The following is a 16,341-nucleotide window of genomic DNA, read 5'->3' as shown; positions in this document are numbered from 1 at the left end:
TTGCGGAAAGGCCCGCCCTGTGCTATAATGGAGTTATCCCGGTTGGACCCGCACGCAAGCAGCTCGAAACCGGAGTGCTGTCCGTTGCTCTTTCAGAAAACCGGAAAAAATATTTCCCATTCTCCAATCACTTCGCCCTTTTGAAACGTCTTAGCTAATGAAGGGAGGAATCACAATTGTTGATTGAAACGGCTTACCGAACTTACAGCGAGAATATGCTTCAAGCGATGATTCGTTTCTCCCGGGACGAAACGGCGGCCAAGGACGCCGTCTCCCAGGCGTTTACCCAGGCTTTGATGAACCGGGCGATGCTGGAAGCCATGCCGGAACCGGCCATGAAGGCGTGGCTTTACTCCGCCGCCCGCAACGCCCTCATCGACCTGAAACGCAAGGAGAGCCGATACACTCTCACGGACGAATGGTCTTTCGCGGAAAGTCCCCCTTGGGACCCCACCGACCGCCTGCTGGCGGAAAATCTGGTACAGAAGCTGCCCGGCGAGCTGCAAACGGTGGTCTGCGGGAAGTATTATGAAGGGCTCAGTTCCTCGGAAATCGGAAAAACCCTTGGCATTCCGGCCTCTACCGTCCGGACAAGGCTGCGCACCGCTTTGCGCCTGATGCGCGCCATGATGAAAGGAGAAATCTGATGTTAGAAGCACTGATGAACAGCAACAAGCTCAACGTAAACTGCTCTGTCGCCTGCCTGATCAAGGATAATGAGGGCTTCCTCGACAAATTTGACGGCGTGAACCTGAACTGCGGCACCTACCTGGCCTCCGACAGCGTCAACGCAAAAATGCTGTCCCTGGGGGCCAACATCAACACCGACCGGACCATTATCACCGGGGACGACGAAAAGTTTGTCCAGATTTCCGGCGGCACCCTGGAAAACGGCGAGGATTTTACCGGCGTTTTCGTCATCGCGGAAGGAAACATCATCCTGCGGGGCGACGGGGTCCACGCCTTTGAAAAAGCGGCGGGAGCGGTGGTGTCCGGCATGGTGTACCATCCCGCTTCCTGCCCCCAGGACTTGTTGTCCCGGGTACAGGGAGAAAAGCGTCCCTATCCCGACGACGCCTTTGTCCTGCTGGGCGGGCGGGAACTGAAGCGCCTCCTGGCGGAAGTGCCTGAGGACGCCAAAAAAATCTGGCTGGCGGGGGAAGTGTCGGCCTTCGACGAAAAGGAACTGGTGGCGGCCGAAGAACGGGACCTTCGAATTACCTGTGATAGCCTTTTCACCACCGAAAGCCTCTACAGACACTACAAAACCTTATTTGAGACGGCCGACCCCATCCTGGTGCCCGACGGCTATACTGTCACCGGCCCCCTGACCTTAAACGAGGCCACTTCGGTTCTGTACGGCGATAAAATCTACGTCCGCGGCCCGTTTATGATGGAGGAGAAGGATGCCGATTGTTTAACCGGCTTCCAGTCGATTCTCGTCAAAGGCACCGCAAGCCTGCCCGTATCCTGCGCCAAGGCCTTCAAAGCGGTGGGAACCGCCGACAGCTACCAGCTGTTCGAAGGCCGCCTCTGCTCTATCAACGGGTGGCAGATTTTCTCTCACAGCCGGCTGAAAACCATGGTGGAGCGGGGAGAGCGGATAACTCTTCAAATCAACGGCTTTGCCGTTTTCCCCGAGGATGTGACAGCCCAGGACATGGACGCCATCGCTTCTTTAAGCTGCAACGGCTTTCTGATCATGCCCGGCGAGGCCCAGGGGGCGGTGTCCCAGCGCACAGCGCAGATGAACGGCTTTACCGTGGACATCGACACTGTGAAGCAGATGACCGGCCTGTCGGTTCAGGAGCTGATGGCAAAACTCTCGGGAATCGACCCCACAGGCGGAAACTTCAACACTGATATTTTTATGCTCAAGTAGAAAAAAGGCTGAATACTGACAGGCAAAGCATCCCGGAGGGCGAAAATACCTTCCGGGATGTTTTTTGTCGAATCCCGCCGGACATTTCCTGACAGAAAAATTCGCCGGAAACCCCTGATTTATGGGCATTTCTCAGCCGAAGGATGTCATGGAATGTCCGGACGCCTCCATGTTATGATGAATACAAGGAATTCATCCGGATGGTTCCAAAATAAACAATAGGAGGCATTCTCATGGCGACAATTACAAAATATTGGAATATGGCGACAGTGGAATTTGCTTGTCCCGACAGCCGCACTACTTTTCACACCCTGATCAGCGATTTTTTGACCGGAACCGGCCAGTACGCCAATACTAATTATGATAAGCTGCTTGTTACCGTAAAAGGCGGCAATCCTACAGTTGCATCCCAGCCCGATTACGGTACAGGAACCGAAGCGGATCCCTATACTTATTTCAGGTTTTCAACTCCGTCTACAACTACGCGCAAGGCCACTGTTGTAATCGACTGGAGCGGCATCAATTTGACCATCGGTTATTCAGACAACAATGTATACCGGTACATGGATCATAACCTTGCGCTGAACAGCACCATTCACCACATGAACCTCAATATCACAAACAATTGTAAGAAGGGCTATACCTGTTACATCGGCGGGCAGGGAAACGTCACCTTTGAAAACTGTGAAATTAAAGGCGGCGTCACCACAGAGGAATCCACCTATGCCGCCGTGCTGCACAACGGAGGCGGGACCGTCAATTTCCTCAACACCACAGTGGAAGGTACCAACAAGTCCAGAACCGTCTTGAACAACGGAAACGGCAAGATTTTTGCTTCTCACAGCAACTTCAAACACGACGACAAGTACTACTGGGGTATCTTCAATGATGTAGGCACCGTCTTCATGGACAACTGCAACTCCTTTGGATTGGTCAATTTAGGCGCGGCCTATGCCGATAACTGCTGGTTCAATAACGAGGTGTACTCCGAAGGCGAGATGCACCTGTCCAATTCCAAGGTCTACGGCCCCACCGGTGTCGCCGGCGGAAAATCCTTCATCGACAACTGCGAACTGTACAACCGGGTTGATTCTCAGATCCGGCTCAACGCACTCCAGGTGGAAAAGGAATCCATCCTGATGATGTCCAATACCTACTGCGTCGCCTTTAATACCGAGCGCACCTCCTCCTCTGCCGATGCGGTGGGCCTCTTTGTTGTTCCCAACCAGGACAGTCTTATCGTCTGCCGGGTCAACGCCGTAAACTGTGTGTTTGGCGGATTCCGCAATTCTGCAAACACATCCACAAAGGGCTACGGCCTTGCAAGCTATCATTCTAACGGCAAGAGCAACTGCTACATCAACCTGTCAAGCTGCCGATTCATCAGCAACGATCCAAATATTGTGGGCACCCACGATGTAGATTTGGAATTGGGCGACAAAGTGGGCAGCAATGTTTTCAAACCCAGCGGATATTCCATCGTTGGCTGTACCTTCAGCGACCCGTCTGTTTCCATCGGAGGTTCTCAGGTGACCTCGATGACTTCTTCCGGCTCTGAGTACATGCCCGCATATGCAAACCGCTTCTCAGAACCTGATTAATCCACCACTCTTTTGGAACCCTGCCAAAGAACGTCCATATAAAACATTTGCTGCAAAAATCCCCGGTGCTTCACCGCGCCGGGGATTTTTGCAGCAAGGGGCACCTTGACAAGCCCTCCCCGCATATCTTATCCTAATGGAAATCTCGCCGCGGCCAAATATCCGCGGTCGGATCAGGCGGCGGAACCTCCGCATAGCCGGGCCTTTTGGCAGCAGACCAGCGCGTCTGTGGGACAGAGAATGTTCCGTGGGCGCGTCGTTGCGTCCGAAAATTTTTTCCGGAGGGTTTTGCCATGAAAAAAGGGAACGAACGCATCGCCATGCGGGTGTCGGCCGTCAGCATCGCCTGGAACGTGGCCCTGTCGGTCTTCAAGCTGCTTGCCGGGCTCATCGGCCACTCGGGAGCCATGATTTCCGACGCGGTCCATTCCGCTTCCGACGTGTTCAGCACCGTCATCGTCATCGTCGGCGTGAAAATCGCCGGACGGGACTCGGATAAAAACCACCCCTACGGCCACGAAAGGCTGGAGTGCGTGGCGGCGCTGCTGCTGGCGGTGGTACTGGGGCTCACCGGGCTTATGATCGGCTTTACGGGGCTTAAAAATATCATTGCCGGGACTTCCGGCCACCTCGAGGCTCCTGGGGCGCTGGCCCTTGTCGCTGCGGTAGTGTCCATCGCCGTCAAGGAGAGCATGTACTGGTACACCCGGGCCGCCGCCAAAAAAATCCACTCCAGCGCTCTCATGGCCGATGCCTGGCACCACCGTTCCGACGCGCTGTCGTCTATTGGAAGCTTCGCGGGTATTTTAGGGGCGAGGATGGGCTTTCCCGTCCTGGACCCCATCGCCAGCCTTGTGATCTGCCTCTTCATCGTCAAAGCAGCGGTTGACGTTTTCCGGGATGCCGTCTCCCGGATGACCGACACCTCCTGCGGCGACGACACAGTGGAGGAAGTCCGGCGCGCCGCTTCGGATACGGAGGGGGTGCTGGGGGTAGACCTGGTGCGCACCCGGCTCTTCGGCGACCGGATCTATGTGGATATCGAGATCGAGGCCGACGGGAACCTGAGTCTTTTTGATGCCCACGCCGTGGCAGAGCGGGTGCACGACGAGGTAGAACAGGCGGTTCCAGCTTGTAAGCACTGCATGGTCCACGTGAACCCGGCGCCTCCCCTGGCGGATGGAGACGGTGCGGAGGATGACGGACTGCAAGCCTCTGCCGCCCCGGAATATGAGCGCCGCGCCGCACGGAACTCCCACCCAGACATGGCATCGCTGTCAAACGGCGAAGGGGCAGGGGAGACATCTTCCCCGAAAGCGCCGGACGGTCCCGCCACCTGAAAAACCCGGAACAGGTGCTCCTGTTCCGGGTTTTCCTTCTGTTATCCTGGGGGGAGGGAATGCCCCGCGCCCAGCAATTCATATTTTTGCCAGCAGCTCATGTTTTTTGTCGGCAAACTCCTCGTCGGTCAAAAGCCCCTGGCCGTGGAGTTCTTTGAGAATCTGAAACTGTTCTGTCAACTCCCCGGCAGCCCCCGTTTCACTGGGAGCGCCATTTTCTTTAGCCCTTTCCTCCTTCTGTAACCTGATGTAGGAATACTCCTTTTCCGGGAACCAGTCCATGAACAGATTGAAGGCGGCGTGTTCGAACCGGATGGCCTTGGGAACGCCGTTTTCTCGGTAGTGGAGGAGGATTTCCGCTTCCTCATACTCGTCCTTGGGCCTGAAATAGTCGATTTCCCCAAAGGGGATGACGGTGACCTTGGCGCTGCGGGCCAGCTCTTCCTCCAGGTGAATGGATACAAAATCCAGCGTCTCTTCGCTGGAATACCAGTCTGGAAAGAGGCAGAGGGCCTGCCCGTCCCGCCAGATGTGAAAGGTGCTGCACTCCTCAATGTCGTCCTCACCGCCGTTTCCAAAGGCGACGAGATTACACCGGAGTTGCTCGCAATCGTCCAGATCCAGTTTATCCATTTCTTCGCCGTAGCCCTCCAAAAACTGATCCTTGCCTTCCTCGTAGCGGTCCCGCTGCTCCTGCTCCTCCGGCGACAGCTCCCGGTGGGGGGTAAACGCCTGGGAGGAGGGAGCCGCCTTGTTCACCGCGGCGTAGATGATGCCAACGACGACGATCCCAATGATAACCAGTATAAACAGTTCCATATGAGTTCCCCTTACCATAGTTTTGAGGCAGTGCCTTAAAAAGCAGATTAACGTCCCCGACAAAGAACTGTCATATAACTGCCTATAAGTCTGTCTCCTGTTTCTTTCAGTATAGCAAACCCCCATTTTAAAGTCAATAAATTTGACGTTTTATGTCCCGGAAAGCGGAAAAATAACGAAAGTGGGAGGCATTTGTAGAACATTCCTAATTTTTTTCTCGGAATTTCCGTTTCCATTTCAGATTTTTCATAAAAAAGCTTGACAAATCGGCACTTCTAAGGTATGATAGACAAAGCGACAGAAGGTTAAGGTGAATGTATGTGAATGTTTCCGATACCGCTTCTCATTTAAGAGGCCTCAGCGACGCGGCACTCGTGCAGATGTGCGCCGGGGACAAGGACGCGGTGGCGGTTTTGATATCCCGCTACATTCCTTTGATCAACAAGTACGCGTTTCAGTTCAGCAAAATTTTAGATTTCGATGACTTGGTTCAGGAAGGCTCTCTAGGACTCCTGGACGCCATCAGCAGCTTTAGACCTGACAAAGACGTAAAATTCAGTACCTATGCAGCTGTCTGCATCCGCAACAAGATGCTCAAAGCGGTGGAAAAGGCCTCTTCCCAGAAAGCCGGTGCCTTTAGCGGGAGTGTTTCTCTCGACGATTTGCCGGAACGGGCCGACGACCTGACCCCCGAGAACATCTTTATCGGCAAGGAAAGCCTTTCCGCCGTCATGGACGACGTAAAGAAGGTGCTTTCACCGCTGGAGCGGCGGATTCTTTTCTCCCACCTGGGGGGATTGGATTACGGGACGATTGCACATAACCTCAAAATCTCGCAAAAGTCGGTTGATAATGCTCTGCAGCGTGTTCGAAGAAAACTGAAATCCATTCACCGGGCCTAGAGCGCGGTGTTTCACGGGTTGTTCCGTGTTTGCTAAACCCTAAGATGCCCCTGTAGCTTAATCGCAGAGCGTTGCAAAGACAAAGGTGACGGTGCAAGTCCGTCTTGCGGGCGAATATTTTATCCTAAGCGAGGTATTTTGAGATGTACGAAGACAAAACCCTAAGATGCAAAGAATGTGGCAACGAATTCGTTTTCACCGCTGGTGAGCAGGAATTCTACGCAGAGAGAGGCTTCGAAAACGAGCCCCAGAGATGCAAATCTTGCCGCGACGCCCGCAAAAACCAGAACAGAGCGCAGAGAGAGATGTTCACAGCTACTTGTGCATCCTGCGGCTGCGAGGCGAAAGTTCCTTTCCAGCCCCGCGAAGATCGCCCTGTTTACTGCAGCGATTGCTTTGCAAAGATGAGAGAAGAATAATCTTTCGTGAATGAAACGAGGCCGGTACGTCCGGCCTCGTTTTTTTGCGCCCAAAAAGGATTTTTGGGGACGTTGCGGAGAGGCCGTAGGGGCGGCTATCAGCCGCCCGCCCTGTTTCATAACTGCGTCCTGTTTATCGACAGATGCCTGTTTTGTCCTACTCCTTAATCGTTACAAATTTCTTTTCGATACGTCGCCGGGTCCCGTCCCGGCAGACGGCTTAGTCTTTTGCGCCGCCAGAAAGACGCCCTCATTTGAAAAATGAGGGTGGAACAAAAAGGCGGCCGCGTTTCCTCGGACCCCTTTTTGCGGTAACTTCGTTCCTTCAGGAATCCAAGAGCCTACACCTCCACTTCGGAATCAGGGGCACGACGACCGTGATTAACGCCGTCGTCATGTGAGCGCCTTGGTATCAAACTTTGGTTCCCCGTATACGACGACCCGCAGTGGGGCCGCTGAGATCCGAGAGCCTTGGTATACCGCCCGTCTTCCCCTCGTCTTCCGGGGCTGCGCGCTGAGGCCGCTCGCCCCTTTGGGGCCGTCGTCGCTGACGCTCCTCCGGCCCGCCTTTTTTCGAAAACGTCCCGGTTAACGACCGGGGCGGGTCCCGGCGACGTTACGAAAAGAAAATGGTATCGGCGAAGGCGAAGTCTTAAAATATTTAGAAAAAAATAAAAAAGCACTTGACTTTAGGACTCCCTAAGTGGTATACTTAAGGCGTCCTAAAGTGAGGTGATGATGTTGGGCACCAAAAAGATGGGACGTCCCACTGATAATCCAAAAGTGATTTCGTTAAAAGTTGGACTAGATAAAGGCACTTCCGCAAAATTAGACGAGTGTGTTCAAGAGATGAAGGTCTCCAAAGCGGAAATCGTCCGGCAGGGCATTCACAAGATGCATGATGGCCTCAAGAAATAATGGAACGAAACCCCTTCGCTCAGGCGAAGGGGTTTTAGCGTATATAATTATCTACAAAACATACTTGACTTAACAGGGTCAGTAAGTTATAATACTTAATGACCCGACTAAGTGAGGTGAAGAAATTGGGGAACGAAAAGAGGGATAAGCCTTAAAAAATAACGGAAGCGACGCAGTCCCGCAAAGAACACGCCGCTTCTGTATCCGCCAACAACTTCGAAAGGAAATTGCCGCATAAATATTATACCATGCGCCGCAAAACCTTTCAAGTGCGTTGGCAAAAAGATGTCAAGTAGAAATTAAAAAAACTCCTTGACTTTTGACTCCAAAAGTTATAGAATAGTTTTGGGGTCAAAAGTAGGAGGTGAAAACTTGACCGAGAAAAAGAAGATGGGGAGACCAACAGACGACCCGAAACCAAATAAGGTATCTGCTTGGGTGTCTGATGAAACTCTGGAAATTCTGGACGAATACTGCGAAAAAAAGCAGATTCGCCGGCCGGAAGGAGTTCGTCAGGCAATCAACCATCTGAAAGACAAAAAATAAAAGAAGTGGCGCAACCGTCGAAAAGTAGGCACCACTTCTATACCCGCCAACACACGCAAAAGCGTATGCGACGTAAATATTATACCATGCGCCGCAAAACCTTTCAAGTGCGTTGGCAAAAAGATGTCAAGTAGAAATTATTAAAAATCTCTTGACTTTTGGGCTGCATAATGATATTATAATTTTGGGCTGCAAAAGTGAGGTGAGTCATTTGCCCAAAGAAAAAAAGATGGGCCGCCCTACAGATAATCCCAAAGGCACTTCCATTCACGTCCGGCTAGACGACAAATGCGTCGATATACTGGAAAAGTATTGCGCACAGGAAAACGTCGGCAGGGCAGAAGCGACCCGCAGAGGAATTATCGGATTAGAGGACAAGCTCATCAAAAAATAAAAGAAGTGGCGCCACCGTCGAAAAGTAAGCACCACTTCTACACACGCCAACAACTTCGAAAGGAAATTGCCGCGTAAATATTATACCATGCGCCGCAAAACCTTTCAAGTGCGTTGGCAAAAAAGAAAGGATTTTTGCTATGATTATACGTCAGTTAAAGCACACCCAGTACGAAGATTTCTGCCATTCCCTCAGCAAAAGGGCCTGCGCCCAGCCCCTGAACGCCTTCTATACCGTCACCATGCATGTGGACGATTGGGAGTACGCCGTCCGACTCCAGCCGGAGCGCCACAACAAAATCGCCGTGTTGCAGGCGCTCCAAATCGACCGGCGAGACGATTCGCCCAACTTCGGCCTGATTACCGACGGCAAGCTCCTCTCCGCCTTCCTGGACCTCCTCCTTTGGCAGGGAATCCGCCGATAAAACAACCCGCCCCGCTTTCAAAGCAGGGCGGGTTTTCTATCCTCAAAGCTCCCGGAAATCCGTGTTCTTCTCCGCAACCGCCTTCCCTGATTCAGCCCGCTCCGGCTCGTCGGGGAACTGCCGCAAAAGCCTGCGGATGTTCAGGTAATAGGCTGTCGTCAGCGGGATGAGCGCCCCGATCCAGGCGATGGGGTTGGCGGCGCTGATGCCCGCGAATCCCAGGGGAGCCGCCAGGAAAACAGCGGTGCCGCTGCGCATGAACAGCTCGATGATGCCGGCAATCGTCGGCGTGAGGCTCTTGCCGATGCCCTGGAGCGTGTATCGATAGACAAACAAAAGCGACAGCAGAAAATAAAGAGAGCAGTTGATGATCAGGTAGGTCCGCGCCAGCTCCACAACTTCCTCCTGGCCCTTTCCCACGAAAACCCCGACGAGAGGCCGGCAGGTCAGGATGATAAACACCCCTAAAATCACGCTGGCAATGACGTTGATGAGGATGCAGCGGTTTACCCCCTGCTTGATCCGCCGCATGTTGCCCGCGCCGTAGTTCTGCGCGGCGTAGGTGGCCATGGTGATGCCGAAGGACATGAGGACCTGCACCGCCAGGTTGTCAATTTTCTGGGCGGCGGTAAATGCGCCCACCGCGGTGGAACCCAGCTGATTCAGGGGAATCTGCAAAATCATTGCCCCGATGGCGATAATGGAGGTCTGAAACGCCATGGGCAGGCCGATTTTGCAGTGAAGCCCGACAAAGGACGCATCCACCTTCCAGTCTTTTTTGCACAGCCGCAGCAGGGGAATCCGCTTGATGATGTAGACGATGCAGAGGGCGCAGGAAACCACCTGGGCAATCACCGTGGCCCAGGCGGCCCCGGCCACCCCCATCTTGAAGGCCAGGATGAACACAAAGTCCAGCACAATGTTTAATACGCAGGCCACAATGAGAAAAAGAAGCGGCGTCCGGGAATCGCCCAAGGCCCGCACCACGTTGGACAAGAGGTTAAAGAGCATCGAGGCGAAAATGCCCCAGAAAATAATGATGATGTAATCGTACGCGTCGTCGATGATGTTTGCGGGAGTCTGTAACAGCGTGAGCAGGGGACGAGCGGTGAGAACGGCAATGGCCGTGAGCACCACCGTCAAAACGGCGCTGATGAGAAGGCTTACCGTGACGCTTTTCCGCACGCCGTCGTAGTCGTCGGCCCCGAATCGCTGGGCGGTGATGACCGAAAGCCCGGCGGTGAGCCCCTGGGCGAAGCCGATGATTAAAAAGGAAAGGCTGCCGGTGGCGCCGACGCCTGCCAATGCGTCCACGCCGATGGTGCGCCCGACGATGATGGTGTCGGCCATGCTGTAAAACTGCTGAAAGACGTTGCCAATCAGCAGGGGGATGGTGAAGAGCAAAATGAGTTTGACGGGTTTTCCCCTGGTGAGATCCTGAACCATGGGCAGTCCTCCTTGCAGCGATTTTGTGGTGAAATGTAAACGTTTACTTTTAGCATAGACCATGATAGCACGAAGCGGCAAAGCCCGCAAGTACCCATCCGAAACTTTGGATAGTTGTCGAGAAAAGAGGCGGTGTTTTTCCCGCTTTTTATGCAGTTTGATAGAGGGGGGATTTTTGGCAAAAACCCCCGCTCTTCCGCGACTGGAACAAAAGAAGAACCGTCCCTATCCCGCAGCTTCGCCGCGGCTAAGGACAAAGGAAAATCTTTGCCCTCCCGCAGTCTGTGTAAGGCAAAACCCCGTCCTCCTGTAACCCCACCCTCCATGGGATAACCGGCCCCTGCCGCGGCTCTAATTGGAAACGGTTTCCTTGAACCGGGAAGGGGAGAGGCCGGTTTTGCGGACAAAGGCTTTGTAGAAGTTGGAGTAGTCGGAAAAACCGCATTTTTCCCCGGCGTCGGAGGCGGAAACCCCCTGCCGGATCAGCCGCCGGGCCAAACTCACCCGCTTTGAAAGGATGTAGTCGTAAACGGTGGAGTTGGTATAGGCCTTGAAACGGCGGCTCAAATGGTACTTGCTGACAAAAAACGCGCCGCAGATTTGGTCCAGGGTCAGCGGCTCGGTGTAGTGCTCGTCGATGTAGGCGATGACAGCCGGTATGATTTCCTGCTTCACCGGATTCGTCCCGGCGAAGGGACTTTCTCGGAAACTGTGGGAGATTTCCTCCAAAGCCGCCGTTAAGTAGGCCCGCTTGAGCACCTCCTTGAGTTGCATGCAGCGGATGAGGCGGGAAAGAGTTTCTCTGAGGTAGCGAAAAGACTGGGGAGACGGGCGGCAAAGGAAATTTTTGCGCTCCTCGGCATCGGCGAAGCAGCGGACGAAGCCGCCGCCCAGACTGTGGAGGAACCCGGAGTTTATCCATAAAACGATCCGCTCGTAGATGGGGGCGTTTTCGATGAGCACCGGCCGGTGCATCTTGCCCGGCGGAATCAGCAGCAAGTCCCCGGTGCAGAGGTCGTAGACCTTTTCTTCGATATAGTATGTGACGCTGCCGTCCAAAAACACATAAAGTTCGTAAAAATCATGGCTGTGAAAGTCCAGGGAATGAAAGTGGGGTTCCCTGTAATGGTAGGCTTCAAAATCCGTCCGGATCATCATCTGGGACGGGTTGAAGGCACTGATTTCCTGGGGCATGGCAAATCCTCCTTTCAAAATCCATCATACAGCAAGATTTGCAAGGTTTCAAGCAAAATAGACGATTTTTTTAGCAGATAGATATGATACAATAAGTTTACAGTATGAAATATATCCCCAACACGGGAAAGATTTACGCGCTGATACCAAAACATCTGCGAGAGGATGAATTTCATGGGAACCAATGACTTTCTGCTGCTCTGTCCGGCGGCTCAAAGGCTTTACGAGTCCTGCTGTGAGCTGCCGATTATCGACTTTCACTGCCATCTGTCGCCCCGGGCCATTTACGAGGACCGGACTTTTTTGAGCATCGGGGAACTGATGCTCAGCGGCGACCACTACAAGTGGCGGCTGATGCGGGCCTGTGGCGTAGAGGAGTATTACGTCACCGGCGACGCCCCCTGGTCGGAGAAGTTTAGGCGGTACGCCGCCTGTCTGGAGCAGGCCCCCGGCAACCCCATGGTGGACTGGACCCGGATGGAGCTCGCCGCCTATTTCGGCATCCACACCCCGCTGACTCCCAAAACAGCAGATGAAATCTGGACCGAGGCCAATCGTGTCATCGGGTCCAAAGCCCTCTCTCCTCGGAAGTTTATCGACGCCTCCAACGTCCGGTACATCGCCACCACCGACGACCCGGCAGACGAGCTCAGCTTCCACCAAAAGCTCCGGCAGCATGGTATGATGCGCACCATGGTGCGGCCCACCTTCCGGGCGGACAACCTGCTTACCATCCGCCGGGAGGGAAGCAGTACCTACGTGGGCAAGCTGGGGGTCATCGCCGGCGTGACCATTCGCTCTTACAAGGATTACCTGGAGGCCGTGTCCAAACGGCTTGTGGATTTTTCCCGGATGGACTGCCGGTTTATAGACGTTGGCATCGAGCGGTTCCCTTTGAGCCAGGGCGCCTTCCAGCAGGCGGAGACAGCCTTTCAAAAGGGGGTGGCCGGGCTCCCCATGTCCGACGGGGAATACGACGCCTTTTTGTTCGAGACGCTCGCCTTTCTGGCAGGGGAATGCCGCCGCCTGGACATGACGCTCCAGCTCCACCTGGGAGCGGTGCGCAACCCAAACTCTGTTTTGTACGAGCATCTGGGTCCCGACTGCGGCGGAGACTGCATGGGGGACGTGATGTCTCCGCAGGCCCTCTGCCGCCTGCTGGACGCGGTCAACAAACGCTCCGGCCTGCCCCGGGTAATCCTCTATCCCTTAAACCCCGCCATGGTGGAGCCCTTCGTGTCTATAGCAGGCAGCTTTCCCGGCGTGACGGTGGGGCCGGCCTGGTGGTTCAACGACCACCTCTGCGGCATCGATCGGCAGCTTCGGGCTTTTTCGGCCAACCTGCCCCTGGGGACCTATCCCGGCATGGTCACCGACAGCCGCAGCTTCACTTCCTATATCCGCCACGACTATTTCCGCCGGATTTTTGCCTCCTATCTGGGAAAAATCGTCGAATCCGGCCGATTTTCGGAGCAGGCGGCCATGGAAGTGACCCGCCGCGTCTTTTACGACAACGCCGAGCAGTTGGTCAACCGGCTGTAGCGGCGTTATCCCATATCGGGCGGCACATTTTGTAAAATCGTCCAAAATCCCAGTGAAATCGGCAAAAAACAAGCGGTGTTTTCTGGTACAATATTTACAGGCAGAAAAAGCAGGGACGGACGCCCACAGTGGTGTAAAAACCTCTGTTTTTTATTGATTGTTCATATGTGTATTAAAATATCTGTTGCGAAATTTCATTGGGCTTATTTCTTCATGATACATAAAAAATTTTATGAAATGATTGGCATCGGAAAATCCCATTTGCGCAGAAATTTCCTTTATGGACAATTCCGTATTCAAAAGCAAATCCCTGGCTTTTTTGATTCTTTCACTCAATATATATTTTTTTATTCCCATTCCGAAATTCATTTTGAAAAGCTTGCTGATGTAATCGGCATTATACCCGAAATGTCTTGCCGCCGTTTCAACCGTGATACCCTTATCCGCATGAATTCTGATATATTCTCCAATCTTGTTTGCAAGTGCCGATGCTTTTGTTGCCGCTGCAATTTGCGAAAGCTCATAAAAAAGCAACAATGCCGCAGAATCCTTTGCGCTGCTGCTGTAACCCGGAGTTTTTGACATATGTAACAATTTTTTCAAAAGATATTTGACATCATAATATTCGTCATCTTTATATACTTTAAAGGGCATTTTAAAATCGGTTTTAAAATGGAACCAATAAAACGATGTAGGGTTTTTACTCACTTTATAACCGAAATGTCTTTTTCCCGATTCCAGTAAGATACATTCGTTTTTATATAATTCGTAATTTTCATCCTCCTCCCGGATAAAAACTTCCCCCTTTGTTATAAAAATGAGTTCATAGCTGTCTAGAACTCTGTCGGGATGTATCCATTCGTTGTCCGATGAAAATTCACCTATACTCTCAAAACTGAAATAATTTGTATCGTCAATCTTTAACATGTCGGATTTTCTCACTTTTCCTCTGCTTTTGGGCATTGATTTTTTCTGCTAAATTATAATATATTTTATAAAAAGATGTCAATACCCTTGAAAAACCGTAAGAAAAAAGGAGCAAAAAATGGAAAAGATAGACTTTTCGAATACAAAAATAAATAACGGATTTTGGAAGCAAAAGCAGGATATGGTAAAGAACTCGACTCTGTATTCCGTATACGACCGTTTTGTCGATACACATCGTTTTGACGCGCTTTCCTGCAGATGGAAAGCGGGCGACCCCGATATGCCCCATATATTCTGGGATTCCGACGTTGCCAAATGGATGGAAGGTGCGGCATACATATTACAAGAAAAAAGAGATGAAAAGCTTGAAGCAATCATTGACGATGCCATAGATAACATAGTTAAAAACAGCGATGAAAACGGATATTTTAACAGCCATTATCTTGTCACCGAACAAGATAAGCGTTTTTCTGACCGTTCATGTCACGAGCTTTATTGCGCAGGTCATCTGATTGAAGCGGCAATTGCCTACAACAACGCCACCGGAAAGGGTAAATTTATAAAGGCGATGTGTAAATTTGCCGACTATATCGAAAAGGTGTTCAAAATCGAAAAAAGCGCCGCTTTTACCACTCCCGGCCACCCAGAACTTGAACTTGCATTGGTAAAACTATATGACGCAACCGGCGAGAGAAGATATCTTGAATTATCTAAATTTTTTATTGATGAACACGGAACAAAGAAAGAAGAACACGACTCAAACTACGACTACAATAATCTCCTTTACAATCAAGATGAAATGCCCCTTCGTAAACGTTCGACCGCCGAGGGGCATTGTGTCCGCGCTTTATATCTTTTATGCGGTGCTGCTGATATCGCAGACAGATACAACGATTGTGAACTGAAAGATGCCTGCAAGCGTGTTTTTGATGATATTGCAAACAATAAAGTATATATAACCGGCGGCGTTGGCTCAAGCCACCTCGGGGAAGCTTTTACAGTCCCGTATCATTTACCAAACAGAACCGCGTATACCGAAACCTGTGCGGCCATTTCTTTGGCAATGTTTTGTAACCGTATGCTTCAAATAGATACGGACTCAAAATATGCAGACATGGCGGAACGTGCAATATACAATGGTTTTTTATCAGGTGTTTCCATGGACGGAAAATCCTTTTTCTATGAAAATCCCTTGGAAATCGACCCGCGTTTTAACCATGTGAATCCGTCGGTCATCAATAAGGAACGCTTCCCGATAACACAACGGCTTGAAGTATTCGACTGTTCCTGCTGTCCTCCCAATATTGTCCGATTTATACCGTCTATTGCAGATTTTCTGTACACATATAATGACGAAACCGTTTATGTACATCAGTATATGGATTCTGTAACCGCATATGGGGAGATAAGCATCTCTCAAAATACCGGTTACCCGGCAGACGGTGAAATAAAAATAAAATGTACGGCACCACAAAAGAAAATAGCCTTGCGTATTCCCTCATGGTGTCAAAACTTCAGCTTAAATGTTGACTATACTTTAAAAAACGGCTATGCATACATTGAAATGAATGACAGCATTGAAATTGAATTAAAACTCCATATGCCTGTAGTATTTATCAAAGCAAATAAGCGCGTTCACGAAAATGCCGGAAGAATCGCCGTCATGCGGGGCCCTGTAGTTTATTGTGGGGAAGCCGTTGATAACGGCAATGATTTAAGATGTATTGAAATTGATACGAATGCACCAGCAAAAATTGAAGAAGGCGAATTTATTCTTCCTTCGGTTACTTTGCAAGCCTTTAGGCAAAAAGATGATGATAAACTGTACTCACCGGTCGGCGATGATTACGAGCCGTGTACTTTAAAGCTGATTCCTTATTACGCATTTGCCAACCGGGGCGAGTCCGAAATGCTTGTGTGGTTTTTAAAAAAATAATCTTTATAAAAGAGGCATCGCCCCTACCTACGGACGCCTTTCAAAAACCGT

General features: G+C 51.5%; 16 protein-coding genes, 1 tRNA gene and 1 riboswitch. Of the genes, 13 read left to right on the top strand and 4 right to left on the bottom strand.

Translation table 11 applies throughout. The annotated features are described in order from the left end of the window. The first annotated feature begins 176 nt into the window (after positions 1-176). From H8710_RS06150 to H8710_RS06135, 4 genes are all read left to right on the top strand, one after another. Positions 177-647 (top strand): RNA polymerase sigma factor, encoded by a 471-nt coding sequence (locus H8710_RS06150; protein ID WP_249294538.1) that lies wholly within the window; start codon positions 177-179, stop codon positions 645-647. Further along, a complete protein-coding gene (locus tag H8710_RS06145) occupies positions 647-1,882 on the top strand; it encodes a hypothetical protein (protein WP_249294537.1) in 1,236 nt (411 codons plus the stop codon). The genes H8710_RS06150 and H8710_RS06145 overlap by 1 nt, the downstream gene beginning before the upstream one ends. A 233-nt stretch (positions 1,883-2,115) precedes the next feature. Continuing rightward, positions 2,116-3,483, top strand: a complete 1,368-nt coding sequence (locus tag H8710_RS06140) for a hypothetical protein (RefSeq protein WP_249294536.1) — start codon at positions 2,116-2,118, stop codon at positions 3,481-3,483. A 159-nt stretch (positions 3,484-3,642) separates the two neighbouring features. Continuing rightward, positions 3,643-3,722: riboswitch (NiCo riboswitch) on the top strand. A gap of 54 nt (positions 3,723-3,776) precedes the next feature. Continuing rightward, entirely contained in the window at positions 3,777-4,823 is a 1,047-nt protein-coding gene (locus H8710_RS06135) for a cation diffusion facilitator family transporter (RefSeq protein WP_346727091.1), read from the top strand. Positions 4,824-4,901: 78 nt separating this feature from the next. On the opposite strand, the gene H8710_RS06130 is transcribed toward H8710_RS06135, so the two are convergent. Beyond that, positions 4,902-5,642 carry an SHOCT domain-containing protein gene (locus H8710_RS06130; RefSeq protein WP_249294535.1) on the bottom strand — a complete coding sequence of 247 codons (741 nt, stop codon included), beginning with the start codon at positions 5,640-5,642 and terminating at the stop codon, positions 4,902-4,904. A 314-nt stretch (positions 5,643-5,956) separates the two neighbouring features. On the opposite strand from H8710_RS06130, the gene H8710_RS06125 reads away from it, so the two are divergent. The 7 genes from H8710_RS06125 to H8710_RS06095 all read left to right on the top strand — a co-directional run bounded on the left by H8710_RS06125 (position 5,957) and on the right by H8710_RS06095 (position 9,245). Further along, a complete protein-coding gene (locus H8710_RS06125; RefSeq protein ID WP_249294534.1) occupies positions 5,957-6,544 on the top strand; it encodes a sigma-70 family RNA polymerase sigma factor in 588 nt (195 codons plus the stop codon). Positions 6,545-6,590: 46 nt separating this feature from the next. Beyond that, positions 6,591-6,657, top strand: a tRNA-OTHER gene (locus H8710_RS06120). Between the two features lie 30 nt (positions 6,658-6,687). Next, on the top strand, positions 6,688-6,963 hold the full coding sequence (locus H8710_RS06115) for a zinc-ribbon domain containing protein (protein ID WP_249294533.1): 276 nt from the start codon (positions 6,688-6,690) through the stop codon (positions 6,961-6,963). Positions 6,964-7,698: 735 nt separating this feature from the next. After that, a complete protein-coding gene (locus H8710_RS06110; RefSeq protein WP_249294532.1) occupies positions 7,699-7,881 on the top strand; it encodes a ribbon-helix-helix domain-containing protein in 183 nt (60 codons plus the stop codon). A 372-nt stretch (positions 7,882-8,253) separates the two neighbouring features. Beyond that, positions 8,254-8,427 carry a hypothetical protein gene (locus tag H8710_RS06105; protein WP_249294531.1) on the top strand — a complete coding sequence of 58 codons (174 nt, stop codon included), beginning with the start codon at positions 8,254-8,256 and terminating at the stop codon, positions 8,425-8,427. 202 nt (positions 8,428-8,629) lie between these two features. Next, positions 8,630-8,821, top strand: coding sequence for a hypothetical protein (locus H8710_RS06100; RefSeq protein ID WP_346727090.1), 192 nt, complete (start codon positions 8,630-8,632; stop codon positions 8,819-8,821). A gap of 139 nt (positions 8,822-8,960) precedes the next feature. Next, a complete protein-coding gene (locus H8710_RS06095) occupies positions 8,961-9,245 on the top strand; it encodes a hypothetical protein (protein WP_249294529.1) in 285 nt (94 codons plus the stop codon). Between the two features lie 42 nt (positions 9,246-9,287). Here the strand turns inward: H8710_RS06095 and H8710_RS06090 are convergent, their stop codons facing one another. Then, on the bottom strand, positions 9,288-10,691 hold the full coding sequence (locus H8710_RS06090) for an MATE family efflux transporter (protein WP_249294528.1): 1,404 nt from the start codon (positions 10,689-10,691) through the stop codon (positions 9,288-9,290). A gap of 351 nt (positions 10,692-11,042) precedes the next feature. Then, positions 11,043-11,885: an AraC family transcriptional regulator gene (locus tag H8710_RS06085; protein ID WP_249294527.1), complete on the bottom strand. Its 843-nt coding sequence runs from the start codon at positions 11,883-11,885 to the stop codon at positions 11,043-11,045. Between the two features lie 174 nt (positions 11,886-12,059). Here H8710_RS06085 and uxaC point away from each other — a divergent pair, with 174 nt between their 5' ends. Next, complete coding sequence (uxaC, locus tag H8710_RS06080) at positions 12,060-13,427, top strand: glucuronate isomerase (RefSeq protein WP_249294526.1); 1,368 nt, start codon at positions 12,060-12,062, stop codon at positions 13,425-13,427. Positions 13,428-13,577: 150 nt separating this feature from the next. Here uxaC and H8710_RS06075 read toward each other — a convergent pair whose 3' ends face one another. Beyond that, a complete protein-coding gene (locus H8710_RS06075) occupies positions 13,578-14,354 on the bottom strand; it encodes an AraC family transcriptional regulator (protein WP_249294525.1) in 777 nt (258 codons plus the stop codon). A gap of 118 nt (positions 14,355-14,472) precedes the next feature. Between H8710_RS06075 and H8710_RS06070 the strand changes: the two genes are divergently transcribed. Continuing rightward, on the top strand, positions 14,473-16,290 hold the full coding sequence (locus H8710_RS06070) for a glycoside hydrolase family 127 protein (RefSeq protein ID WP_249294524.1): 1,818 nt from the start codon (positions 14,473-14,475) through the stop codon (positions 16,288-16,290). Positions 16,291-16,341: the final 51 nt, after the last annotated feature.

Source organism: Fumia xinanensis (assembly GCF_014384905.1).
Taxonomy (GTDB): Bacteria; Bacillota; Clostridia; order Oscillospirales; family Ruminococcaceae; genus Fumia; species Fumia xinanensis.
This window is presented reverse-complemented; position numbering and strand designations above follow the sequence as displayed.